The sequence below is a fragment of the Dactylosporangium sp. NPDC005555 genome, assembly GCF_040605635.1.
GTDB lineage: Bacteria > Actinomycetota > Actinomycetes > Mycobacteriales > Micromonosporaceae > Dactylosporangium.
This window is the reverse complement of sequence record NZ_JBEXDG010000061.1, coordinates 1-23,306: the sequence shown is the minus strand read 5'-3', so window position 1 is coordinate 23,306 and position 23,306 is coordinate 1. Positions and strand designations below refer to the sequence as shown.

The 23,306-nt window shown below is 73.0% G+C and carries 19 protein-coding genes; 8 read left to right on the top strand and 11 right to left on the bottom strand.

All coding sequences use genetic code 11. From position 1 onward, the window contains the following. Window positions 1-13: 13 nt before the first annotated feature. The 7 genes from ABZS58_RS41680 to ABZS58_RS41650 form a co-directional block, all read right to left on the bottom strand. Window positions 14-1,225: an ABC transporter substrate-binding protein gene (locus ABZS58_RS41680; RefSeq protein ID WP_354789399.1), complete on the bottom strand. Its 1,212-nt coding sequence runs from the start codon at window positions 1,223-1,225 to the stop codon at window positions 14-16. A gap of 81 nt (window positions 1,226-1,306) precedes the next feature. Then, window positions 1,307-1,864 carry a VOC family protein gene (locus ABZS58_RS41675; RefSeq protein ID WP_354789397.1) on the bottom strand — a complete coding sequence of 186 codons (558 nt, stop codon included), beginning with the start codon at window positions 1,862-1,864 and terminating at the stop codon, window positions 1,307-1,309. 18 nt (window positions 1,865-1,882) lie between these two features. Continuing rightward, on the bottom strand, window positions 1,883-2,836 hold the full coding sequence (locus ABZS58_RS41670; RefSeq protein WP_354789395.1) for an acyl-CoA dehydrogenase family protein: 954 nt from the start codon (window positions 2,834-2,836) through the stop codon (window positions 1,883-1,885). Between the two features lie 19 nt (window positions 2,837-2,855). Beyond that, window positions 2,856-3,260: a nuclear transport factor 2 family protein gene (locus tag ABZS58_RS41665; protein WP_354789394.1), complete on the bottom strand. Its 405-nt coding sequence runs from the start codon at window positions 3,258-3,260 to the stop codon at window positions 2,856-2,858. Between the two features lie 73 nt (window positions 3,261-3,333). Then, a complete protein-coding gene (locus tag ABZS58_RS41660) occupies window positions 3,334-4,539 on the bottom strand; it encodes an acyl-CoA dehydrogenase family protein (RefSeq protein ID WP_354789392.1) in 1,206 nt (401 codons plus the stop codon). Window positions 4,540-4,625: 86 nt separating this feature from the next. Beyond that, window positions 4,626-5,801 carry an acyl-CoA dehydrogenase family protein gene (locus ABZS58_RS41655; RefSeq protein WP_354789390.1) on the bottom strand — a complete coding sequence of 392 codons (1,176 nt, stop codon included), beginning with the start codon at window positions 5,799-5,801 and terminating at the stop codon, window positions 4,626-4,628. After that, the gene (locus ABZS58_RS41650; RefSeq protein WP_354789389.1) at window positions 5,798-7,348 is read right to left on the bottom strand and encodes an AMP-binding protein; all 1,551 of its coding nucleotides are present in this window, start codon (window positions 7,346-7,348) and stop codon (window positions 5,798-5,800) included. Before ABZS58_RS41650 ends, ABZS58_RS41655 begins: the two co-directional genes overlap by 4 nt. A 113-nt stretch (window positions 7,349-7,461) precedes the next feature. Between ABZS58_RS41650 and ABZS58_RS41645 the strand changes: the two genes are divergently transcribed. Genes ABZS58_RS41645 through ABZS58_RS41630 form a run of 4 tightly spaced genes read left to right on the top strand, consistent with a single transcriptional unit; the run spans window position 7,462 to window position 11,817 of the window. Next, window positions 7,462-8,673 carry a CoA transferase gene (locus ABZS58_RS41645; protein ID WP_354789387.1) on the top strand — a complete coding sequence of 404 codons (1,212 nt, stop codon included), beginning with the start codon at window positions 7,462-7,464 and terminating at the stop codon, window positions 8,671-8,673. Continuing rightward, window positions 8,670-9,545, top strand: a complete 876-nt coding sequence (locus tag ABZS58_RS41640; RefSeq protein WP_354789386.1) for an SDR family NAD(P)-dependent oxidoreductase — start codon at window positions 8,670-8,672, stop codon at window positions 9,543-9,545. The genes ABZS58_RS41645 and ABZS58_RS41640 overlap by 4 nt, the downstream gene beginning before the upstream one ends. Next, complete coding sequence (locus ABZS58_RS41635) at window positions 9,538-10,617, top strand: CaiB/BaiF CoA-transferase family protein (RefSeq protein ID WP_354789384.1); 1,080 nt, start codon at window positions 9,538-9,540, stop codon at window positions 10,615-10,617. Before ABZS58_RS41640 ends, ABZS58_RS41635 begins: the two co-directional genes overlap by 8 nt. A 9-nt stretch (window positions 10,618-10,626) precedes the next feature. Next, window positions 10,627-11,817, top strand: a complete 1,191-nt coding sequence (locus ABZS58_RS41630) for a thiolase family protein (RefSeq protein ID WP_354789382.1) — start codon at window positions 10,627-10,629, stop codon at window positions 11,815-11,817. 46 nt (window positions 11,818-11,863) lie between these two features. On the opposite strand, the gene ABZS58_RS41625 is transcribed toward ABZS58_RS41630, so the two are convergent. Further along, window positions 11,864-12,286, bottom strand: coding sequence for a MaoC/PaaZ C-terminal domain-containing protein (locus ABZS58_RS41625; protein ID WP_354789380.1), 423 nt, complete (start codon window positions 12,284-12,286; stop codon window positions 11,864-11,866). Next, entirely contained in the window at window positions 12,283-12,741 is a 459-nt protein-coding gene (locus ABZS58_RS41620) for a MaoC family dehydratase N-terminal domain-containing protein (protein WP_354789379.1), read from the bottom strand. Before ABZS58_RS41620 ends, ABZS58_RS41625 begins: the two co-directional genes overlap by 4 nt. A 169-nt stretch (window positions 12,742-12,910) precedes the next feature. On the opposite strand from ABZS58_RS41620, the gene ABZS58_RS41615 reads away from it, so the two are divergent. The 4 genes from ABZS58_RS41615 (at window position 12,911) to ABZS58_RS41600 (ending at window position 20,266) form a co-directional block, all read left to right on the top strand. Next, the gene (locus ABZS58_RS41615; protein WP_354789377.1) at window positions 12,911-13,828 is read left to right on the top strand and encodes a hydroxymethylglutaryl-CoA lyase; all 918 of its coding nucleotides are present in this window, start codon (window positions 12,911-12,913) and stop codon (window positions 13,826-13,828) included. Window positions 13,829-14,082: 254 nt separating this feature from the next. Then, window positions 14,083-14,580 (top strand): sigma-70 family RNA polymerase sigma factor, encoded by a 498-nt coding sequence (locus ABZS58_RS41610; RefSeq protein WP_354789375.1) that lies wholly within the window; start codon window positions 14,083-14,085, stop codon window positions 14,578-14,580. Beyond that, a complete protein-coding gene (locus ABZS58_RS41605; protein ID WP_354789373.1) occupies window positions 14,577-15,749 on the top strand; it encodes a hypothetical protein in 1,173 nt (390 codons plus the stop codon). The genes ABZS58_RS41610 and ABZS58_RS41605 overlap by 4 nt, the downstream gene beginning before the upstream one ends. Continuing rightward, entirely contained in the window at window positions 15,746-20,266 is a 4,521-nt protein-coding gene (locus ABZS58_RS41600; protein WP_354789372.1) for an FtsK/SpoIIIE domain-containing protein, read from the top strand. Before ABZS58_RS41605 ends, ABZS58_RS41600 begins: the two co-directional genes overlap by 4 nt. Window positions 20,267-20,280: 14 nt before the next feature. Here ABZS58_RS41600 and ABZS58_RS41595 read toward each other — a convergent pair whose 3' ends face one another. Both ABZS58_RS41595 and ABZS58_RS41590 read right to left on the bottom strand, forming a co-directional pair. Beyond that, window positions 20,281-21,111, bottom strand: coding sequence for a ricin-type beta-trefoil lectin domain protein (locus tag ABZS58_RS41595; protein ID WP_354789370.1), 831 nt, complete (start codon window positions 21,109-21,111; stop codon window positions 20,281-20,283). A gap of 17 nt (window positions 21,112-21,128) precedes the next feature. Next, a partial coding sequence (locus ABZS58_RS41590; RefSeq protein ID WP_354789369.1) for a right-handed parallel beta-helix repeat-containing protein occupies window positions 21,129-23,306 on the bottom strand: 2,178 nt, incomplete at its 5' end.

Genomic DNA, 23,306 nt, shown 5'->3' with positions numbered 1-23,306 from the left:
GTGGGCCCGATCCTCAGCTCTTCGGCGGAGTGGTGCAGTTCTGGCCGGTGTACGCATCGCGGAAGGTGTCGTACACCGGCAGTTCCTTGCCGCCGCTGTACTTCACGATGAACGCGCAGGAGCTGAAGATCCGCGGGTATCCGCCCACGTTGCCCTTCTGCCACTGGATCGGCGGGGTGAGGCCGATGTCGATGCCGCTCATGGTCGGCAGCGCGTCCCACAGGGCGGTGTTGGTCGGGTCTGGCACCTTCTTGGCCGCCTCGGCGAAGGCGAGGACGGCGGCGTAGGCGTTGAGCCGGAAGCCCCGCGTCTCGCTGATCCCCTGCTTCGACATGGCCGCGACGTAGGCCTTGGTGGCCGTGTTCTCGTACGACGGCGGCAGGTAGCCCAGCGCCTCGTAGAGGCCGTCCGAGGCCGTGCCGAGCGCGTCGGCGACCTTCTCCTTCTGCGTGCCGATGATGCCGATCGCGATGTTCGGCGCGTCCTTCTTGAGCTGCTTGATGAAGGCGGTCGAGTCGGTGCCCGGCAGCACGGTCAGGATGGCGTCGGTGCCGTTGGCGAGGACGGCCTGGACGTAGGGCGCCATGTCCGGGGCGCCGGTCGGCACGGGCACGTCGTTGAGGATCTTCTGACCGGCGGACGTGAGGCCCTGGTTGGCGAAGCCGCCGAACGCCCCGCCGCCGTCGATCTGGATGCGGGCCATGCTGATCTTCTTGAAGCCCTGCGCGGCCAGCGCGTTGGCCAGCGACGCGGTCTGGATCGGCGTGCTGCCGTCCAGGGGGAACTGCGCGATCTCCGTCAGGTCTGTGCCGGAGGTGACGGCACCGATGATCGGGATCTTCGCCTCCCGGAGGATCTTCTCGTGGCCCTTCTGCAGGGTGAGCTCGGCGACCACGGCCGCCACCCCGAGGCTCTGGGCCTGGCGGGCGCAGTTGTCGGCGGTGTTCGGGTCGTTGCCGGTCTTGCAGACGGTCATCTCGATCGGCCGTCCTTTGATGCCACCGTTCGCGTTCACCTGCGCCAGACCGGCGTTGGCGCCGTCGACGAGCTCGGGGGCGGCGGCCGAACCGGTCTCGTCGTAGATCAGCATGACCTTCACCGCGTTGCCGGCCGGTGAGCCACCGCCCGGGGCGGCGGGTGACTTGGTCTTGTCGTTGCTGCAGGCGGATAACGCGAGCGGCAGAACAAGCATCGCCGCAGCGAGGCGGGTCCGCAGCGTTCTCATGAATGCCTCCATCAAGGCCAGGAAAGTGGGGTGTGGGCCTGATACTGACATCAGATTCAGGAAAAGGGAACAGAAGAGCGTTCAGGCTTTCGCAACCGTCTTCACCACAGGCGCAGCCGGCTCGTGGCGGACGTCGTCAGGGGTCAGTTTCCGCGTCCAGGCCGCGAACTCCAGCAGGATGCCGTCCGGGTCGAAGAAGTACAGCGAGCCGACGTAGACGCCGTCGTGCATGCGCCGCGCGATCGTGGACGGACTGTCGTCATGGAACACGACGTGCCCGACCTCCACGCCCTTGGCCTGGAGCCGCTCGCGGTACTCGTCGAACTTGTCGACCGGAATCTGCAGGGCGACATGGTTCATCGACGCGACGGCGCTGGCGATGTCGCCGACCCCGGGCAGCGCACCGGGATGGGTCACACCGGGGACCTTGTCCGGCGCACCCGGGAACCAGAAGAAGGCCAGGGCGTTGCCGCCGCCGCAGTCGAAGAAGAAGTGCTGTCCCATCCCGCTCGGCAGCTCGACCGTCTTGATCAACGGCAGGCCGAGCACGTTGGTGTAGAAGTCCACCGTGCGGCGCATGTCGCTGCATACCAGCGCGAGGTGGTTGATGCCGCCGATCTCGAATTCTCGCTCGGCCATGGTGCGCCCTCCAGGGGTTCAGTTGATTGAGCCGATCCCGGCCCGGTCGGCCACCAGGTCCAGGTGCAGCGCCGCACCGCCGGCGAGCTGACTGTTGGTGTGGGCCCGCTTGAGATAGATGTGCGCGGGGTGCTCCCACGTGAAGCCGATGCCGCCGTACGTCTGGATCGCGCCCTCGGCCGCCGCCAGATAGGCGTCGGCGGCGGCGAGCTTCGCCACCGCAGCGGCCAGCGCCGAGTCCGGGGCGTCGGCATCCAACCGGCGCACCGCGTGCTCGACCGCCGCCACCGCCGCGTCGAGCTGGCTCGACACGTCTGCCAGGCGGTGCTTGACCGCCTGGAACGAGCCGATGGGGCGGCCGAACTGCATGCGCTGCCGGGCGTAGTCAACGGCGCCCCGCAGCACGGCCCGGGCCCCGCCGATGGAGTCGGCCGCGACCAGCGCGGCGAGTTCCGACCGAAGCCGCTCGGCCCTCCACTCGCCGTCCCGGCCGAGTGGCGTCATTGCCGCCCCGTGGAACTCGACGTGCCAAAGGACGCGCGACGGGTCCAGCGTGGGCAGCGGGCGCCGGACGACGCCGCGGGCGGCGGCCGGCACCACGAACAGCTCCGGGCCCGTCGCGATCACGAAGGTGTCGGCCGCTCCCCCCTCGAGCACGTAGGTCCGCTCGCCGTCGGGCAGCACGAGCGCGACCCGGTGCCGGCCGCTGATCGCGCCCGCCAGGAGCCGGTCCCGTTCCTGGGACGCGGGCGCGGAACGCAGCGCCCGCAGGCCGAACATGTGGCCCAGCAACGGCGTGGCGGCCGGCACGGCGCCGCACTCCTCGATCGCCACCGCCAGGTCCTCGAGCCCGGTCTCGGCGACACCGAGATCGAACAACGCATCCCAGTCCCCGCCGGGTGCACAGCGGGCGGCCACGGCGGCCACCACCGAGCGCCACTGGTCACGCTCGGCGGCACTGAGCTGGCTCATGACCGGCTCATTGGCCGGCTCATGGCCGCAGCGCGGCGGCGGCCTGGCTGTCGAGGTACTCGTCGATGCGCGAGATCCGCCCGCCGGTCACCGTCACCACCAGGCACGCGGGAATCTCGAGCTCGGTGCCGTTGGGCGCGGTGCCCCGCAGCACGTGCTGCTCCACGTAGCCGGTCGGCGTCGCGTGGCGCACCACTTCCTCATAGCGCTTGTTACCGACCTTGCGGTGCAGCCAGTTCAGCACCTTGAGGTTCTCGTCGACGCGCTGCTCGTGCTGATCGTCGTTGTGCCAGACCACCACGTCGGGCGTGTAGATCTCGTCGCGCAGGGCGTCGAGGTCGTTGGCGTCGATCGCCGCGACCAGGCGCTCGGCCAGCGCGAGCGAGATGTCCGCCGGGCTGGTTGTGTGCTCACTCGTCGTCATGACCGTCCCTAAAAGTGATATCAGTATCAGAAATACGCTAACGCGTCGGGCTGGGCTTCGGCAAGATCCGGGATCAGCGCACGACGTCCGACCACGGCGCCTGGTCCCGGTACCTGCGCAGCAGGCGCTTGGCGACCACCATCCGGTGCACCTCGTCCGGGCCGTCGTAGATGCGGGCGTAGCGGGCGTCGCGGTACATGCGCTCGAGCGGGGTGTCCTCGGTGACGCCCATCGCGCCGTGCACCTGCAGCGCGCGGTCGACGACGTCGTGCAGCATCTGCGCGCCGAAGAACTTGATCAGTGAGATCTCGACCCGGGCGTCCTGGCCGCTGTCGATCTTCCGCGCCGCGTCCAGGGTCATCAGCCGTGCCGCCTGGATGTGGGCGGCCGACTCGGCGATGTACCGCTGGACCTCGCCCTTCTCCGACAGCAGCGAGCCGTGGGCGAAGCGGGTCGTCACCCGGTCGCACATCAACTCGAAGGCGCGCTGGGCCTGCCCGAGCCAGCGCATGCTGTGGGTGATCCGGCCCGGCCCGAGCCGCGCCTGGGCCACGGAGAAGCCGCCGCCGCGCGGCCCGAGCAGGTTCCCGGCGGGCACCCGCACGTTGTCGTAGCGGACCTCGCAGTGGTTGCCGCCGTAGTGGCCCATGGTCCGGACGACCCGCTCGATGTTGTACCCGGGCGTGTCCGTGGGCACGAGGATCATTGAGAACTGCTGGTGTTTCGGCGCGTCCGGGTCCGTCTTGACGAAGACGGTGGTGTACATCGCCTTGTTGGCCCCAGAGGTGAACCACTTGTGGCCGTTGATCACCCACTCGTCGCCGTCGAGCACCGCGGTGGTCTGGATCAGCGTCGGGTCCGAGCCGGCCACCTCCGGCTCGGTCATGCCGATCGTCGGCCCGGTCACGCCCTCGAACAGCAGCGGGATCCACTTGGCCTTCTGGGCCTCGGTGCCGAACTCCAGCAGCATCAGACAGTCCTGAAAGGACAGTGTGCCGAGGGCTTCCGTGCCCCAGTAGGAACGGCCGACAATCTCGTTGATCATGACGTAGTCCATGAACGGAAGACCGCCGCCGCCGATCGCGGCCGGATGCCCGAGCGCCCAGACACCGCGCTCCTTGGCCAGGCTCTTCAGCTCGGCCATCGCCGCGGCACTGCTGTCGTCGTTGCGGTCCAGGATCGGCTCCCGCGGGATCAGCTCGTCGTCGACGAACCGCCGGACGTCGTGGCGTTGTTGGGCGAAGTCTCGGCTCGGCCGAGCCTGGGCCACAGTGGACATGGACGCCACCTCCGGTGGAAAGTCAGTAATACTAACGTCAGTTTCAGTTTTGCATCGGCGCCACGGTCCGGTCAACCGCCGGAAGATCACCGTGGGATCTGCGACCAGGACGTGTCCCGGGGCAGACCGGGCTCCTTGGGCAACCCCAGCAACCGCTCCCCGATGATCGTGCGCATGACGTCCGAGGTGCCGCCGGCGATCGTGTAGGCCTGCGACTGCAGCCACGTCCACACCGGGTCGTCCGGGGCCGGGCCGTCGGCCCGCACCGCGTCGGCGTCGTAGACGAGCCCGGCCGCGCCGAGCAGCTCCAGCGCGAAGCGGGCGATGCGCTGCTCCAGCAGGGCCCGGCGCAACTTGAGGCCGGACGAGCCCGGGCCGGGTCCCCCTTCGGCCCGCGTCTCCTGGTCACGCAGGGCGGCCACGCGCAGCACCTCGGCGTCGACCCAGAGCCGGGTCAGCTCGGCCCGCCGGTGCGGGTCGGAGCCGGTCCGGCGCCAGGTGCCGACGGCCAGGGCGATGGCACCCGACCCGCGCTCGCCGACGGATGCGCCGATCGCGGCCCGCTCGCTCGCGAGCATCGTGGTGGCGACCTTCCACCCCTCGCCGATGCCGCCGAGCCGCGCGTCGTCGCCGAGCCGGACCCCGTCCAGGAAGACCTCGTTGAAGTGCGTGCCCCCGGTCAGATCCCGCAGCGGCCGCACCTGCACGCCCGGAGCCCGCATGTCGATGAGGAACGCGGTCAGCCCGGCGTGCTTCGGGGCTTCGGGATCGGTGCGGGTCAGGGCCAGCCCGAAGCGCGCGGCGTGGGCCAGCGACGTCCACGTCTTCTGCCCGTCGACGACCCACCCGGCGCTGTCACGGCCGTCGCGGACGGCCCGCGTGGCCAGGCCGGCGATGTCCGACCCGGCGCCCGGCTCGGAGAACAGCTGGCACCAGATGTGCTCGGCCGTGAAGATGGGCCGGAGCAGGGCCTGCTGGGCGGGCGTGCCGTGGGCCATCAGCGCCGGGGCGACCATGCCGATGCCCATGGGATTGCGCTCCCAGGACTCCAGCCGGCCGGCCGCCGAGAGCACGGCGTCCACCTCGGCCTGACGGTCAGGGCCGATCCCCAGTCCCCCGGCCCCGGCGGGCCGCTGCACCCAGGCCAGGCCCGCGTCGAACTGGGCCGCCAGCGCCGTGGTGCGATCGGCGCCGTCGGTGTCGCGGACGAAGTCGGCGACGTGTCGCTGGAGGGCCTCCGCGCTCCATCGGTGCCCGCTCACTGGATCAACGTCTCCCGTCCGGCCCAGTACTGGTCCTTGAGCTTGCGCTTGTAGAGCTTGCCGGTGGGCAGGCGCGGCAACTCGGTGACGAAGTCGACGGAGCGGGGGCACTTGTAGTGGGCGATCGACTCCCGGCAGAAGGCGATCAGCTCCGCTTCCGTCGCCGGGCCCGGGTCCACCCCGGGCGCGAGCTGCACCACGGCCTTGACCGCCTCCCCGAAGTCCTCGTCGGGGACGCCGATCACCGCCGCGTCGTCCACCTTTTCGTGGGTGATCAGGAGGTTCTCCGTCTCCTGCGGGTAGATGTTGACCCCGCCCGAGATGATCATGAAGCTCTCCCGGTCGGTGAGGTACAGGTAGCCGTCCTCGTCCAGGTAGCCGATGTCGCCCACCGAGCTGGCGCCGAGCTCGAAGTCGCGGGTCGCCGCCGTCTTGCCGGGGTCGTTGAAGTACTGGAAGCCGGCCGGCCCGCGGAACCACACGGTGCCGGTCACGCCCGGCGGGCAGGGGCTCCCGTCCTCGGCCCGGATGAGCAGTTCGCCCATCGCGGCCCGCCCGACGCTGCCCGGGTGCTCCAGCCACTCCGGCGAGGTGCAGAAGGTGTAGCCGATCCCCTCACTCGCCGCGTAGAACTCGAGGATGATCGGGCCCCACCAGTCGATCATCTGGCGCTTCACCTGCGGGGGGCACGGGGCCGAGGAGAGGATGACCGTGCGCAGCGACGAGACGTCGGCGCCGCGCCGGCGCTCCTCCGGCAGCTTCAACAGGCGGGAGAACATCGTCGGGACCAGCTGCGAGTGGGTCGCGCGATGGGCGGCGAGGAGGTCCAGGTACCGGTCCGCGTCGAACGACGCCATGATGACCGACGTCCCGCCGGCCCGCAGCGTCATGGACACGCTGCCCTGCGGAGCGGAGTGGTACAGCGGCGCGGGCGACAGGTACACGCTGGACTCGTCGAGCCCCCACCGCTCCCGCTGGACCCGCGACCCGAGGGGCTCCTCGGACGGATGCGCCTCCGCGAGCGGGTGATAGATGCCCTTCGGGCGCCCGGTGGTGCCGGACGAGTAGAGCATCGCCATGCCCAGCTGCTCGTCCGCGATCGGCTCCGCCGGCAGGCCGGCCACCACTCGGTCGTACGACTCGAACGGGGCCGGCGGGTTCTCCGAGTCGGCCATCAGCCACCGCTCGACACCCGGGCACCGCTGCGGGAGCTGCCGGGCGACGTCGAGCTTGGCCGCCGACGTGACCACGATCCGGGCGGAGCTGTCGTTGATGACGTAGGCGGCCTCATCGGACGACAGATAGTGGTTGATGCAGGTGTAGTACAGGCCGCTGCGTTCGGCGGCCGCCTCGCTCTCCAGCAGGCGCGGGTTGTTCTCCATGAACATCGCCACGTGGTCGCCGAGGCGCAGGCCGCTGCGCCGGAAGAGATGGGCCAGTCGGTTGGCCGCCGCCTCGTACTCACCGAAGGTGATCCGGGTGCCGGCCTCCGCCATGATGATCGCCAACCGGTCCGGGTGGGCCTGCGCGATGTGTGCGGCGTACATGGCTCGGAGTGTGCCGCAGCCGACGATTGTGTGCAATAGTGCAGACCGGCGGGGCAAATGAGCCCGTTCTACGGGCGCCGCGCATCAGATTGTGCACATTCAGGAGAGCGATCGTGACGAAGCACGGTTCTTCGGGTCCCCTGTCGGGCGTCCGGGTCCTCGAGTTGGGCAGCTTCATCGCCGGCCCGTTCGCAGGCCAGCTGCTGGCCGACTACGGCGCCGAGGTGATCAAGATCGAGCCGCCCGGTGAGGGCGACCCGATGCGCCGGTGGGGTGTCGTGCAGGACGGCCAGAGCCTCTGGTGGCCGGCCATCGCCCGGAACAAGAAGTCGGTCGCGCTCAACCTGCGGCACGGGGACGGCCAGGCGGTGGCCCGGACGCTCGCCAGTCGATGCGACGTCGTCCTGGAGAACTTCCGGCCCGGCACCCTCGACGCCTGGGGCCTCGGCTACCAGGCCCTCGCCGCGATCAATCCCGGCATCATCGTCGTGCACGTCTCCGGCCTGGGGCAGACCGGCCCGCGGTCGCGCGAGGCCGGCTTCGGCAGCATCGGCGAGGCCATGGGCGGCATCCGGTTCACGACCGGCGACGCCGGGTCACGCCCGGCCCGGACCGGCATCAGCATCGGCGACTCCCTCGCGGCGCTGTTCGCCGTTGTGGGAACTTCCACAGCACTGGTCGAGCGCGCGAAGAGCGGCCGCGGTCAGGAGGTCGACGTCGCCATCTACGAAGCGGTCGCCGCGCTCATGGAGTCGACGATGGTCGACTACGAGCGGGCGGGTGTGCTGCGGACGCGGACCGGAAGCGTCCTGCCGGGCGTGGCACCGTCCAATGTGTACAGGAGCGCCGACGGCGCCGACATCGCGATCGCGGGCAACGCCGACGCGGTGTACCGGCGGCTCTGCGGCGCCATGGGCCGCCCGGAGCTGGCGGACGATCCACGCTTCGACAACCACGAGGCCCGGGGCCGCAACTCGGTCGTCCTCGACGAGGAGATCGAACGCTGGACCGCCTCGCTCACCGCGGAGGACCTGCTGGGAATCCTCGCGGACCACGGCGTACCCGCGGGGAAGATCTACACCGCGCCCGACATGCTCGCCGACGTGCAGTACGCGGCCCGGCAGATGGTGCTGCGGCCGGAGACGGACGACGGCGTCGAAGGGCCGATGGCCGGCATCGTCCCGAAGTTCAGCCGCACGCCGGGTGCGGTGTCCACAGTGGGTCCGCGCCTCGGTCAGCACACGCGCGCGGTCCTCGGCGAACTGGCCGGGGTGGACGACGAGGGCTGGGCCGACCTGGTGACGCGCGGGATCGTGGCCGGGTGAGCGCACTTCGAACGGCCGTCGTCACCGGAGGCGGGCGCGGTCTCGGCCGGGCCTATGCGATCGCTCTGGCCGCCGCCGGGCACGCCGTCATCGTCAACGACCTCGGGGACGGGCCCGCCGACGCGGTCGTCGCCGAGATCGAGGCCGCCGGCGGAACCGCGCTCGTCAGCCGGCACGACGTGACGGACTTCGCCGCGACCGCCGAGCTGGTCGAGCTCGCCGTCGAGCGCTTCGGCGGCCTCGACGTGGTGGTCGCCAACGCGGGCATCCTCCGGGACCGGACGCTGGCGGCGATGGCCGAAAGCGAATGGGACGACGTCATCGCGGTCCACCTCAAGGGCACGTTCACCATCGCCCACCATGCCGCCGCGCACTGGCGGGCCCGGTCCAAGGCGGGCGACGCGGTCGACGGGCGGCTGATCACGACGACCTCGGCCTCCGGGCTGTACGGGAACATCGGACAGTCGAACTACGCCGCGGCGAAGGCCGGCATCGCCGGGTTCACGCTCGTGGCGGCGCAGGAGCTGCGGCCGTACGGCGTGAGCGTCAACTGTGTGGCCCCGAGCGCCCTCACCCGTCTGACCGAGGCACCGCTGCTGCGCTACGAGGGTGCGATCACCGACCGGCGGCGCGAGGAGCTCGACCCCAACTGGGTGGCCCGCGTCGTCGCCTGGCTCTGCGGGCCGGGTGCGCGCGACGTCACCGGCCAGGTCTTCGACATCCGCGGCCCGCGGGTCGGCATCGCCTCGGGCTGGCGCCTCGAACCGGCCTTCACCCAGCCCGACGACCTCGACGAACTCGACCAGGCGCTCCGGTCGGCCATCGCGGCCGCACCGCCCGCCGCGGACATGGAAGGTCAGCGCAATGGGTGAGCCTCCGCTGCGCGGCGTGCGGGTGCTGGAACTGCTCGGGATCGGACCCGAGCCCTTCGCCGGCATGCTGCTGGCCGATCTGGGTGCCGACGTGCTCGCGCTCCGCCGCCCCGGCCAGACACCCGGGGGCGGCGGGCTGGAGCGGGGCCGGCCCGTGATCGGCGTCAACCTGAAGGACCCCGGCACCCTGGGGGTCGTACGCGAGCTGGTGGCCTCGGCGGATGTCCTCCTGGAGGGGTACCGCCCGGGCGTCGCCGAACGGCTCGGGCTCGGCCCGGAGGACTGCCACGCCATCAACCCGCGGCTCGTCTACGGCCGGATGACCGGCTGGGGTCAGACCGGGCCTCTCGCGGCCACGGCCGGCCACGACATCAACTACATCGCCGTCACCGGGGCGCTGCACGCGGCCGCCCGGCGGGGCCAGGCGCCCACTCCCCCGTCCAACCTGCTCGGCGACTTCGGCGGCGGCGGCATGTACCTCGTCACGGCGGTGCTGGCCGCGCTCGTCGAACGCGCGCGCACCGGCACGGGACGGGTGCTGGACGTGGCGATCACCGACGGCACCACCTATCTCACGTCGATGCTCTACGGCATGCACCGCGACGGCCAGTGGCGGGACGAGGCCGGCACGAACCTGCTCGACACCGGCGCGCCCTACTACGACGTATACGGCTGTGCCGACGGCCGCTACGTCGCGGTCGGCGCCCTCGAGCCCCAGTTCTTCGCGGCCCTGGCCGGGCTGCTGGACCTCGGTCCCGAGGTGTGCGAGGACCGTGACGACCCGGCCCGCTGGCCGGCGTTGCGCGCGGCGATCGCGGCGGCGGTCCTCACCCGGACCCGCGACGAGTGGGCCGCCCTCGCCGCCGGGACCGACGCCTGCCTGGCTCCCGTGCTGGACCTCACCGAGGCGCCGCAGCACGGCCAGGCGGTGGCGCGCGGAACCTTCGCCGACGGGATGCCCCGCCTCCCCCTCGGCCGCGCGGTGCAGACACCGTCGGCCGCCGACGTCGTCCGCTCCTGGGGTGTGGACCCCGAACTCGCCGCGGCCGTCGCGCAGTGGCATGACCTTTAGGAGACCGCTGTGCACGACGCCGTGATCGTCGACATCGTCCGCTCCGCGTCGGGCCGCGGCAAGCCCGGCGGGGCGCTGTCCGGACTGCACCCCGTGGACCTGCTGGCCACCGTGCTCCGCTCGCTCGTCACGCGCACCGGCGTCGATCCCGCGCTGATCGACGACGTCATCACCGGCTGCGTCGGCCAGGCCGCCGAGCAGGCGGCCAACATCGGGCGCAACGCCGTGCTGGCCGCGGGCTGGCCGCTGTCCGTGCCGGGCACGACCGTCGACCGGGCCTGCGGATCGGGTCAGCAGGCGATGCACTTCGCCGCCCAGGGCGTGATGGCCGGGGCCTACGACGTCGTCGTGGCGTGCGGGGTCGAGTCGATGAGCCGCGTCCCGATGGGCACCGCGATGGTCGGCGGCGCCGATCCGTTCGGCCCCGGGGTGGCCGCCCGCCTGGCCGGCAACGGCCTCGTGTCGCAGGGGGTCGCGGCCGAGCTGGTGACCGCCCGCTGGGGCCTCACCCGCGAGCAGCTCGACGCCTACGCCGCCCGCTCGCACGCCCTCGCGTCAGCGGCCACCGAATCCGGGGCGTTCGCGAACGAGATCGTCGCGGTGGACGTGCCCGGGCGCGACGATCCGCTGGTGCGGGACGAGACCATCCGCCCGGCGACCTCACCGGCCGGCCTGGCCGGACTCACACCCGCCTTCTACGACGCCGCCGCCGGCGAGCGGTTCCCGCAGATCGGCTGGCACATCACCGCGGGCAACTCCTCGCCGCTGACCGACGGGGCGGCGGCCGCGCTCATCATGAGCGCCACCCGGGCGGCCGAACTCGGGCTGCGCCCCCGGGCCCGCTTCCACGCCTTCGCCCTGGCCGGCGACGACCCGGTCATGATGCTGACCGCGCCCATCCCGGCCACCCGCAAGGTCCTCGCGAAGGCCGGCCTGACCATCGACGACATCGCCGCCTACGAGGTGAACGAGGCGTTCGCGCCGGTCCCCCTCGCCTGGGCGGCCGACCTCGGGGCGGACCCGGCGCGGCTCAACCCGCGCGGCGGCGCGATCGCGCTCGGCCACCCGCTGGGCGGCTCCGGGGTGCGCCTCATGGCGACCCTGGTGAACCACCTCGAACAGACCGGCGGCCGCTACGGGCTGCAGACGATGTGCGAGGCGGGCGGCCAGGCCAACGCCACCATCGTCGAACGGCTATGACAACGGCCATGACAACGGCCATGACTTGGAGCGACCGGCGCAGTGCCTATCGCCGGTCGCTCCAGGGAACTTCGAACACGGCGGTGCCGGCGAGGTGGACCTCGCCGGTCTGCCGGGTCGCCTTGACCGCAACCGTGCAGACCGTGTGCGTCGCGGTCTCCTCGACGGCGGTGATCTCGCCGCTGTAGGTGATGGTGTCGCCGGGCCAGGCGATCGCGCGGAACCGCACCTCGAACCGGCGGACATTGTCGGGGCCGAGGTGGTCGGCGACGTATGCGGCCAGGACACCGGCCTGCCGCATCCCGACGGCGAACACCGTCGGGAACCCTGCCGCGCGGGCGAACTCGGCGTCGTGGTGGATCGGGTTCATGTCGCCGGACGCGCCCTGGTAGCGCACGAAGTCGGTGACGGTGAGCGGGCCCTCGACCAGCGACTCGAGGTGACCCGGTCGCGGGCGCGGCGCCGTCATCCGGCCGGCGCCGATGCCGTGGGGGCTTCCTCCGTCACGACGAGGGTGGCCGTGGATTCGGCGAGCAGGCGCCCGGCGGCGTCGCGGTACTCGGTGACGATGTCCGCGAACTCGAGGGTGCCGCCGCGGCGGCCCTGTTTCGTGTACACCCGGTCGATTCGTTGCCGGCAGTGCAGTACGGTCCCGGCCCGCGGCGGCGGCCCGTGGAACACGTACGTCTGCCCGGCGTGCAGGACGCGCGACAGGTCGGAGGCTTCGTCGAACCACGGCGCGCTGGCGTCCGTCGTCCAGAGCTCGCTCGACGCCAGGAAGGTCGGCGGCGACACCGGGTCGTCGCCGGAGTACAGCGGATGGTTCGAGCCGACCGCGGCGCCGAACTCGCGGATCTTGCCCTTCTCGACCGTCATCGTGTATTCGGCACCCGACCGTCCCTCGAACTCGGACATCCGGCTCATATGCTCACCACTCCCAACCACGCAATGCCCGATTGTGTGCAATCTAACGGACAACATCGGCCTTGACAACAGATTCCATCGGCCGGCAGGAGCTACTTTGTACACAAAGCTCTGTGCACATGAGTTCACCTTGTCTACGATCCGTCTAGGCGATCGGAGCGGAGAAGCCGTGACAACCCTGCCCGCGTCAGTCCAGATCGTCGAGGTCCTGCTGCGCGACGGCCTGCAGAACGAGCGAACCCTCGTCACGACCGAGCAGAAGGTCGCCTGGGCCGCGACGCTCGTCGCGGCCGGGGCGCGCCGGATCGAGGCCGTGTCGTTCGTGCACCCCCGCCTGGTGCCGGCGATGGCCGACGCCGAGGCGGTCATGGCGAACGTGGAGCGGGTCGCGGGCGTCCGCTGGAGCGGCCTCGTGCTCAACCGCCGCGGGCTTGAGCGCGCGCTGGTCGCAGGCGTCGACGAGGTCAACGTGGTCGTGCCCGCCAGCGACACCTTCAGCCGCCGGAACCAGAACATGTCCACCGAGGAAGGCGTCGACACGGCCCTGGAGCTGGTGGAGCAGGCCCGCGCGTCCGGACTGTTCACGACGGTCACCTTGGCCACGGCGTTCGGCTGCCCCTTCGAGGGCGAGGTTGCCCCCGATCGGGTCCAGCAGCTCGCGGCGCGCCTGGTCGAGGCCCGTCCGGACGAGATCTGCCTGGCGGACACCATCGGTGTCGGCGTCCCCGGACAGGTCGCCAGGCTCACCGCGCTGGTCCGTGACGTCGCCGGACCCGGCACGGCGCTGCGGTTCCACTTTCACGACACCCGCAACACGGGCATCGCCAACGCCTGGGAAGCCGCGCGAAACGGGGCCGAGGTGCTGGACGCGAGCGTCGGAGGCTTCGGCGGCTGTCCCTTCGCCCCGCGCGCGACCGGCAACATCGCGACCGAGGACCTCGCCTTCATGCTCGAGCGTTCCGGGGTGTCGACCAACCTCCAGATCGACAAGCTGGTGGCTGTCGCCGCCGGGGTCGGCGAGGTCCTGGGAAAGACACCACCGTCGTCGCTCTCACGCGCGGACGAGTTCCCCCCGAGAAGGCCATGACATGCGGATCTGGTGGCGTCCCTGAGCGGCTGCTGGACGAGGACGCGGCCCGCGACATCACGCTCGCGATCCCGCTGGAGGCAGTCCGCCTGGTGTGCGTCGATGTCGTATAGCTGCCAGTCGATGAAAGGACACGCCATGTTCATCCTTGGCTACCCGTAGGCAATCCGGCGCTGTAAGTGTGGGCGCTGAAGCGCTCAATGATCGACAATCCGGGCGCCTCGCACGAATGTACGCGAAAGGCTGCGCCCAACGTGACCTCTGGCGATGCCGCCCGCGACCTCGGCGAACAGCGCGCCGCCCTGCACCGCTACGTGACCCGGCTCGTCGCCCCCGACCTGCACCAGGCCGAGGACATCGTGCAGGAGACCCTGCTGCGCGCGTGGCAGCACGCCGACCAGCTCGACTGGGCCGAGCGGCCGATCCGGCAGTGGCTGTTCAGAATCGCGCGCAACCTCGTCGTCGACGCCTGGCGCAAGGACCGCAGCGTGCCGATCGGGATCGCGGCCGACCTGTTTCCCGAGCGGGCCGACCGCAGCGACCTGGCCCAGACCGTCGCCGACCGGCACCTCCTGATGCACGGGCTGCGGCAGCTCCCGGCCCAGCACCGCGAGGTCCTGGTGTACGTCCACCTGCTCGGACGCGGCGGCGACGACACCGCGGCGGCCCTCGGCATCCCCGGCGGCACCGTGAAGTCCCGCACCCACCACGCGCTGCGGGCCATGCGCGTGGCCCTCGGGGAGGCGGCATGATGGCGTTCCTGTCGGCGCACCGCGGGCCGATCAGCGCCCTGCTCGGCGGCCTCGGCCTGCTCGTGCTCGCCCTCGTCCTGCTCCAGCGCGCGGTGCGGCGGGCCGGCGGCTGGCGGGTGGTGCGGCGCCGGTTCGCCCGCGAGGTGCGGCGGACCGCGGCGGCGTTCGGGCGGCCCGTCCGGCGCTGGTGGCGGTACCGGCGACGCCTCAAACTCCTCAGGGGGCTGCTCGCCGACCCGCAGACCTGGACGACCGCCGAGGCGGCGCTGCGCGACATCCCGCTGCCCGGCCGGCGGCAGCCCTACGCCGTGATCCTCGCCGGCGACGCCGTCGGCGTGTACTTCGCCGGGGCGCCCTGCGAGGTCCCCGACGACTCGCCGTGGACCGCTGACGAGGACGACCCGCTGCTGTGGTGGACCCCGCCGGACCTGGACGCACCCGGCGACGCGACCCCGGTGCTGGTGGCGGCCGGCGTGGAGGACGCCCGCGGCGGCGTGGTGTTCCTCGACCTGGCCGCCGGCCCCGCCACCGTCGCCACGACCGGCGACGACCGCACCGGCCGCGCGCTCGTGCAGTCGATCGCCGCCCAGCTCGAGGCCCGCCAGCCGGACGGCGCGGTCACCATCGGCCCCGGCGTGCATCCCCGGTTCGAGGGCGACCTGATCACGCCGGCCAGCGAGTTCCTCATCTGCGCGGGTGTACCCGACAGCACGCGCCCCGATCTGCGCACCGTCCGCATCGGCGGCGCCCAGGGCCATGCCAGGCTGCTCGCCGCCGACCGCACGGGACTCGTGCGCCCGGCCGGCACCCCGCTCGTCCTCGACGTCACCGCGCTGCCGAGATCGGTCGTCCGCACGCTCGCGACGATCCCGCCCGCGCCCCGGCGCCCCGACACCGGCCCGCTCCTCGACGAGGACGCCTTCGTGGCCTCCCTCGACAACCCGTCGTCCCGGCCGCCGGTCCGGGAAGCGGCAGCGCCGGAGACAGACCCGCAAGCGGCAGCGCCCTCGCACCGGCCGGAAGTGGTGCCGCCGCCAGGGGACGCGGCCGGCGCCGGGGCGCCGCCGCCCATCCGGCCGGTCAGTGCCACCACGCCCGACGAGGACGAGTTCGACGAGCCGGAACGCCCCGCCCCCGGCGTGTCCGCGACAAGGGGGACGCCCGCGTGAACCTCACTCTCACCACCGTCGACGGCATCGACGGGACGCGCCGGGACCACATCGTCGACCTGCCCGGCGCCTGCACCGTGGCCGAGCTCAGCGCCGCCCTCGACCGGCCCGCCGACGACGGGGGCCCGGCCCGGTTCCTGGCCGGAGCCGGTCCAGCCAGGAAGGTGTACCTCGACGGCGTCGAGGTACACCTCTCCGCCCCGGTGCACGGCTCCGGCATCCGGTCAGGAGCGGTCCTGGGTCTGGGCCGGCCCGCCCGGCGACGGGACCGGATCCGGCCCGCCCCGGCCGACGCCGGCCCGGTGCTCGTCGAGCTGCACGCGGTCTCCGGCCCGGCCGCCGGCCGGAGCTGGCGGCTCACCCCGGGCAGCTGGGAGATCGGCACCGCCGAGCACTGCACGATCAGCGTCGACGGCCCCGACGCGCCCACCGGCGGGCTCTGGGTGACGGTCTCCACCCGGGGGGCCGTGACGTGGCACCGCGAGCCCGGCGACGACGGCGAGGTCAGACCAGCGGTCGTGGAGCCGCCGTACGCGTTCGACCCGGAAACCGGCATCACCCTCGAAAACGCCGGGCGGCCAGCAGTACCGGACGCGCAAGACGACGACGAACCCGGCCGGCGCTGGGAGCCCGGCACCGATCTTGCCGTCGGTCCGGTCCTGCTGAGGCTCGTCGCCCCGGTGGCGGCCGACGCCGCGGTCACGGACGCCGCCGACGGGATCAGCCTGGACTACAACCGGCCGCCGCGGATCGCGCCGCATCTGGACGCCGAGCGGGTGCGGCTGCCGAACCCCCCGACCAAGCCGCCGCGCCAGCCCTTCCCGATGCTGATGCTCGTCGCCCCGATCGTGCTCGGGCTGGTCCTCGTCGGGGTGTTCCGCTCGTACTTCTATCTGGTCTTCATCCTGTTCACGCCGGTCATGGCGGTCACCAACTGGATGGTCGGCCGGCGCGGCAACCGCAAACAGCACGAGGACCAGTGGCGGCGGTACCGGCTGCGGATGGACTCCCTGCAGCGCGAGATCCACGACGCGGTCCGGCAGGAGCGGCACGTGCGCTGCGTGACCGGACCCGACCCGGCGACGCTCGGCCTCATCGCGACCGGCCCCGGGGTGCGGCTGTGGGAGCGGCGCCGGCGGGACCCCGACCACCTGCTGGTCCGGCTCGGCACCGCCGACCTGCCGTCCGTGAAGGAGATCGACGACCCGGGCCGCGACGAGAACCACCGCACGGTGCGCTGGAACATCCAGGACGTGCCGGTCGGACTGGAGCTCGCCGAATACGGCGTCGTCGGCGTCGCCGGCCCGACCGCGCCGGTGCAGGCGCTGGCGCGGTGGTTCGTCGCGCAGAGCGCCGTCCTGCACAGCCCCCGGGACCTGCGGGTGGTGGTGCTCACCGAGCCGCAGCGCAGCGACGGCTGGGGCTGGGTCCGGTGGCTGCCGCACCTGCGGCCCGCCGGTGGGGGCGGCCCGATGGTCAGCGTCGGCAACGACCCGGAAAGTGTCGCCAACCGCGTCGCCGAGCTGGTCGCCCAGGTGCAGGCGCGCCAAAGGGCACTCGGCTCGTCGCTGGGCAAGGCCATGTTCACCGACCCCGACGTGCTCGTCATCCTCGACGGCGCCCGCCAGCTGCGGGACGTCCCGGGTGTCGTGCAACTGCTCACCGACGGTCCGCGGGTCCGCCTGTTCAGCATCTGCCTCGACGAGCAGGAGCGGCTCCTGCCGGAGGAGTGCACCGCGGTCGTCGTGGCCGCCGCGACGACCGTCACGCTGCGCCGCACCGGCAACGCCGACCTCACCGGCATCCGCGCCGACCTGGTCGACGTCGGCTGGTGCGACTGGCTCGCCCGCGGCCTCGCCCCGCTGCGCGACGTCAGCCCCGAGCACGACGCCGGGCTGCCCCGCGAGGTGCGGCTGCTGGACCTGCTGGACCTCGAGCCGCCCGACCCCGCCGAGCTGCTGCGCCGGTGGGAGAAGCGGCCGGCCAGCACCACGTTCGTGCTCGGCCGCGGCTACGACGGGCCGCTCGCGCTGGACCTGGTCCGCGACGGGCCGCACGGGCTGGTCGCCGGCACCACCGGGTCCGGGAAGTCGGAGCTGCTGCAGGCGTTCGTGGCGTCGCTCGCCGCGGCGAACCGCCCCGACGAGCTGACCTTCGTCCTCGTCGACTACAAGGGCGGCAGCGCGTTCCGGGAGTGCGCCGAGCTGCCGCACACCCTCGGCATGGTCACCGACCTCGACGCGCACCTCGTGCAGCGGGCGATGGACTCCCTCGGCGCCGAACTCCGCCGCCGGGAGCGGATCCTCGCCGACGCCGAGTGCAAGGACCTGCCCGCGTACCGGGCGAAACGCGCCGCCGACCCGGCGCTGCCCCGGCTGCCGCGGCTGCTGCTGGTGATCGACGAGTTCGCCACCCTCGTGCGCGAGGTGCCGGACTTCGTGCCCGGCCTGATCGGCATCGCGCAGCGCGGCCGGTCCCTCGGCATCCACCTCGTCCTCGCCACGCAACGGCCGGCCGGGGCGGTCACCCCCGACATCAAGGCCAACACCAACCTGCGGATCGCGCTGCGGGTCACCGACACGGTGGAGAGCCAGGACATCATCGACACCGGCGAGGCCGTCACCATCTCGCCCGGCAACCCGGGCCGGGCGCTGGTGCGCGCCGGGCACCGCACGACCGTGCCGTTTCAGGCCGCGTGGGTCGGCGCCGGCCGGCACCCCGAGGGAACCGCACCCGTCGCCGCGGCGCCACTGCGCACCGCGGAGCTGTCGTGGCAGCGGCTCGGCCGCCCCGTCGACCTGCCCTCAGGTCCCGCGGCCGACGTCGACCCGCACGCCCCCACCGCCCTCGTGCCGACGGACCTGCAGGTCTTCGTCGCCGCCGTGAACGAGGCCGCGGCCGGCCTCACCGACCTGGTGCCGCAGCCGAGCCCATGGCTGCCGGCGCTGCACGAGCGGGCGCTGCTGGCGGAGCTGACCGTCCAGCGGGAGGCACCCGTGCACGAGAGCGTGCCGCCGCTGATCCCGTACGCGCTCGAAGACGTCCCGCAGCTCCAGCAGCGCCGGGTCGCGACGGTCGACCTCGGCACCTTCGGCCACCTCTACGTGATCGGCGCGCCGCGCTCCGGCCGGACCCAGGTGCTGCGGACCATCGCCGGCGCCGCCGCGCAACGGACGAAGGTCCGCGACGTGCACCTCTACGGCATCGACGCCGCGGGCGGCGGCCTCACCGCCCTCGAAACGCTGCCGCACTGCGGCGCGGTGGTGTCGCGGCACGACATGGAACGCCTCGAACGCCTCCTGCGCCGCCTCGGCCGCGAGCTCACCGAGCGGCAGGAGCGCTGCGCCGCGCTCAGCTGCGCCGGGCTCGTCGAGCTGCGCCGGCGGCTGCCCGTCGCGGAGCGGCCGCCGCACATCCTGCTCTTCATCGACGGCTGGGACGCCCTCGCCCCGGTCCTCGACGAGCACGACCAGGGCCGGCTCCTCGGCGACATCACCCGGATCGTGCGGGAGGGCGCCGCCGCCGGCATCCACGTCGTCGCCACCTCAGAGCGGGCCCTGCTCGGCGGCCGGCTCGCCGCGCACAACGACCACAAGCTGCTGCTGCGCCAGGCCGACCGCAACGACTACCAGCTCGTCGGCATCCTGCCGAGCAAGGTCCCGGCGACGATCGTGCCCGGCCGCGGCTGGCACGTGCTGTCCCGCACCGAGACGCAGGTCGCGCTCCTGGACCCCGACGACAGCGGCCAGGCCCAGGCCGCCGCCCTGCGCAGGATCGGCGCCGCGGCCGGCACCCCCGCGCGGGAAGGACCGTTCACCGTCGCCGGCCTGCCCACGACCGTCGCCTTCACCGACGCCTACGAGCAGGTCCCGGCCCTCCTGCGCCGCCCGATGTGGGGGCTGCTCGGCGTCGGCGGCGACGACGGCACCGCGGTCGGCGTCGACCTCGCCACCACGTCGGCCTTCTACGTCGGCGGCGCACCCGGCACCGGCCGCAGCAACGCCCTGGCCACCCTCGCCGTGTCGCTGCTGGCCGGCGGCACCGGCCTGATCGTGTTCACCCCGCGGGAGTCGCCGCTGCGCGCCCTCGCCCGGCACGCCCAGGTCCGCCTCTTCACCGACCCCGACCCGACCAATGACGCCGTGCAGGCGGCGCTCACCGATCTGCGCGGTCCGGCGGTGCTGCTGGTGGACGACGCCGACCTCCTCACCACCCCCGCCGCCGACAAGGTCCTCCGGGCCGTCGCCACCTCGGGCCGCGACCACGGCCAGTCCATCGTCTACGCCGGCGCCGCCGACGCTCTCTCGATCGGCCTGGGCGCCTGGCTGACCGCCGCCCGCCGCGCCCGCCGCGGCCTGCTCCTCGCCCCCAGGTCCGTCACCGAGGGCGACGGCATCGGCGCTCGCCTGACCTCCAGCCAGGTCCGCGGCGCTGCCCCGGTCGGCCGCGCGTACACCTCGGGACCCGCCGGCACGGCGATCGCCGTGCAGGTCCCCCTGACCGTCCTGCGCGACTAACCGTGCGTCGACGGTCAGCGCCAGAACCATTTCTGGTTGTCCTGGCCGTTGCACCAGTAGAGCTTGACGGGGCTGCCGGTGGTGGTGCGGCGTTCGATGACGTCGGCGCACTTGTCGGCGTTGACGTTGACGAGGTCGTTGGAGCCGTTGAGGCGCCATTGCTGGGCGCGGTTGCCGCTGCAGTAGGCGACCTGGACGACGGTGTAGACGTCGGTGCCGGCCCAGGCGGCGTCCATGCAGAGGCTCACGGAGCGGATGGTGCCGTCGGGGAGGGTCTCCCAGTGCTGGGCGGCGGAGCCGTTGCAGGTGGCGATCACCAGTGCGGTGCCGTCCTTGCCCGCGGCGGCGCTGAGGCAGAGGCGGGACTGGACGCCGACGATCGCGCGGCCGGGGATCGAGGGCGGCGGGGCGACGGCCTTGGCGGTGGTCTTCGCCGGGGCGGCGGCCGCGGTCGTGGTGGCGCCCGCCGGGGCGCCCGTCGACGTGCCGCCGGAGCCCGACCCACCTGAGCCCGACCCGCCGGAGCCCGAGCCGGAGCCGGAGCCGGAGCCGGAGCCCGACCCGCCTGAGCCCGAGCCGCCGGGGGGCGTGGGCGAGCTGGAGGCAGCAGGACCAGCCGTGGGAGCGGGCGGCGTCACAGAGGTGGAGGTCACCGCCGCGGGACGGGGAACGAAGCCCGGCGCGGCGGCGCGGTCGGCGTCAGCCGCGGGACCCGAGGGCAGGACGAACGGCAGGGCCGCCGCGGCCAGTACCACACCCGACACCACGAACACGCGGGGCGCCGGGATGAAGCCCCGGCGGGGCACGGTGGGACGGCGGGTGAAGGCGTCGGCGAACGGGGACATGGCTGCTCCAGTCGGGGCTATCGGGTGGGCAGGTCTTCGGGGGCGAGCAGGACGAGGTCGTCGCCGGTGGCGTCGGGGAGTTCGGCGACGCGTTGGGCCTGGCGTTCGGTCATCTCCTGGAAGACCTGGCGGGCCAGGCGGCCGTTGCCGAAGCCAACGCCCCGGGGCAGGGCGGTGAAGTAGTCGACGAGGCCGCTGCGGGCGACGTCGGTGAGTTCGTACCGGTGGCCGGCGGCCTGGTGCTCGACGATGGAGACCAGCTCGGGGGTGTCGTAGTCGTCGAAGTGCAGGGTGCGGGTGAAGCGTGAGGCCAGGCCCGGGTTCGCGCCGATGAAGCGGTCCATCTCGCCCGGGTAGCCGGCGACGATGACGATGACGTCGTCGCGGTGGTCCTCCATCATCTTGACGAGGGTGGCGATGGCCTCCTGGCCGAAGTCGTTGCCGCCGTAGCGGGGCACGAGCGAGTAGGCCTCGTCGATGAAGAGGACGCCGCCGAGGGCGCTGGTGACGGCGGCGGCGGTCTTCGGGCCGGTGTGGCCGACGTATTCGCCGACGAGGGCGCTGCGGTCGACCTCGACGAGGTGGCCGCGGCGCAGCAGGCCGAGGGCCTTGAGCAACCGGCCGTAGAGGCGGGCGACGGTCGTCTTGCCGGTGCCGGGGTTGCCGGCGAAGACCAGGTGCCGGCTCAGCGGCGGGGCGGGCAGGCCGGCCTCCTCGCGGCGGCGGACGGTCTGCATGAGCTTGACGAGCGTGCCGACGTCGCGTTTGACGCGGTCGAGGCCGATCAGCTCGGCCAGCTCGCCGAGCAGCTCGTCGAGCGAGAGTTCGTCGGGGGCGGGGACGGCGGTGACCTCCGAGGACTTCGCCGGGGACGCAGCCGGCGACACGAGCCCGGTGGCGGCGTCGTGGATGCGGCAGTCCTGAAACACCGGGTCGGCGGCGGCGTCGACGTGCAGGCCGGCGAAGCCGGTCGCGGTCACGTCGCACCGGGTGAACTGCCCGCCGGCGCCCTGGGCGACGTAGATGCCGTTCTTCGCGACGCCGTCGACGCGCAGCCCTTCCACCTGCGGGCGGGAGCCGGTCCACGCGACCAGGCCGGAGCCTCCTCCGCCGATGACGTCGGCGGCGGCGATCCGGACCGTGGCGGCCGTGTCGATCACGATGCCCGCGGCACCCGCGTCGGTGACGCGACCGCCGGTCAGGGTGAGCGCGCCTCCGGCGACGACCTCGACGCCGACCTCTTTGGGTCGCAGGACGGCGCACTGGCGCAGGTCGGCGGGGGACGAGGAGGCGATCCGCACGCCGGTGGCGACGTCGGCGATCGTGCAGCCGGCCGCGGTGAGGGAGGCGCGGTCGCCGGCGTGCAGGCCGGTCAGGGTGAGGTCGCGCAGGTCGCAGTCGGTGAGCGTGACCCGGGACTGCTCCACGGCGTGGACGCCGTGCTCGGCGCCGTGCCGCACCCGGCAGGCGGTGAGCTGCACGTCGGCGGTGCCGCCGGTGTGCACGGCGCTGAACCCGGCGCCGGTGAGGTGGCAGCCGTCGAGGACGGCGCGGGCGGCGCCGACGGCGAGGAGCGCGTTGGCGGAGGTGTCGCGGACGGTGCAGCCGGCCGCGGTGAGCTCGGCGTCATCGGTGACGACGAGACCGCTGGCGCCCGGCCCGGTGATGCGGCAGTCGGTGAGCCTGACCCGGGCGGCGCCGGACACCTGGACGGCGGCGGCGCCGGACATGTCGATGCGGGACTCGTCGGCGACCACGGCCGCGGCGTCCTCGACGAGCAGCCCGTCGCGGCCGGCCCGGTCGATCCGGCAGTCGGTGAGACTGAGCCGGGCGGTGCCGCGCACGCGGATCCCGGACCCGTCGGTGGCGCGGACGAGGAGCCGGACCGCGGCGAGCTGGGCGGCGCCGGACAGCACGATCCCGACCCCGGCGACGGTCTCCAGGCGCACGTCGGACCCTTCGGCCTTGACGTCGCCGGCGAGGTGCAGCGCTGTGCCGGCGGCGCCGTGCACGGCGACGTCGCGCAGGACGACGGCGGCGACGGCGTCGGCCGCGCGGGCCTCGATCCGGCCGCCGTGCACCTCGACGTGGTCCAGGACGGCGCCGGCGCCGTCCTGGACCGACACGGCGGGGCGGGACGGGTCGGCACCGCGCACGATCAGCCCGGTGTCGGGGGCGGCCGCGGCGGTGAGGGT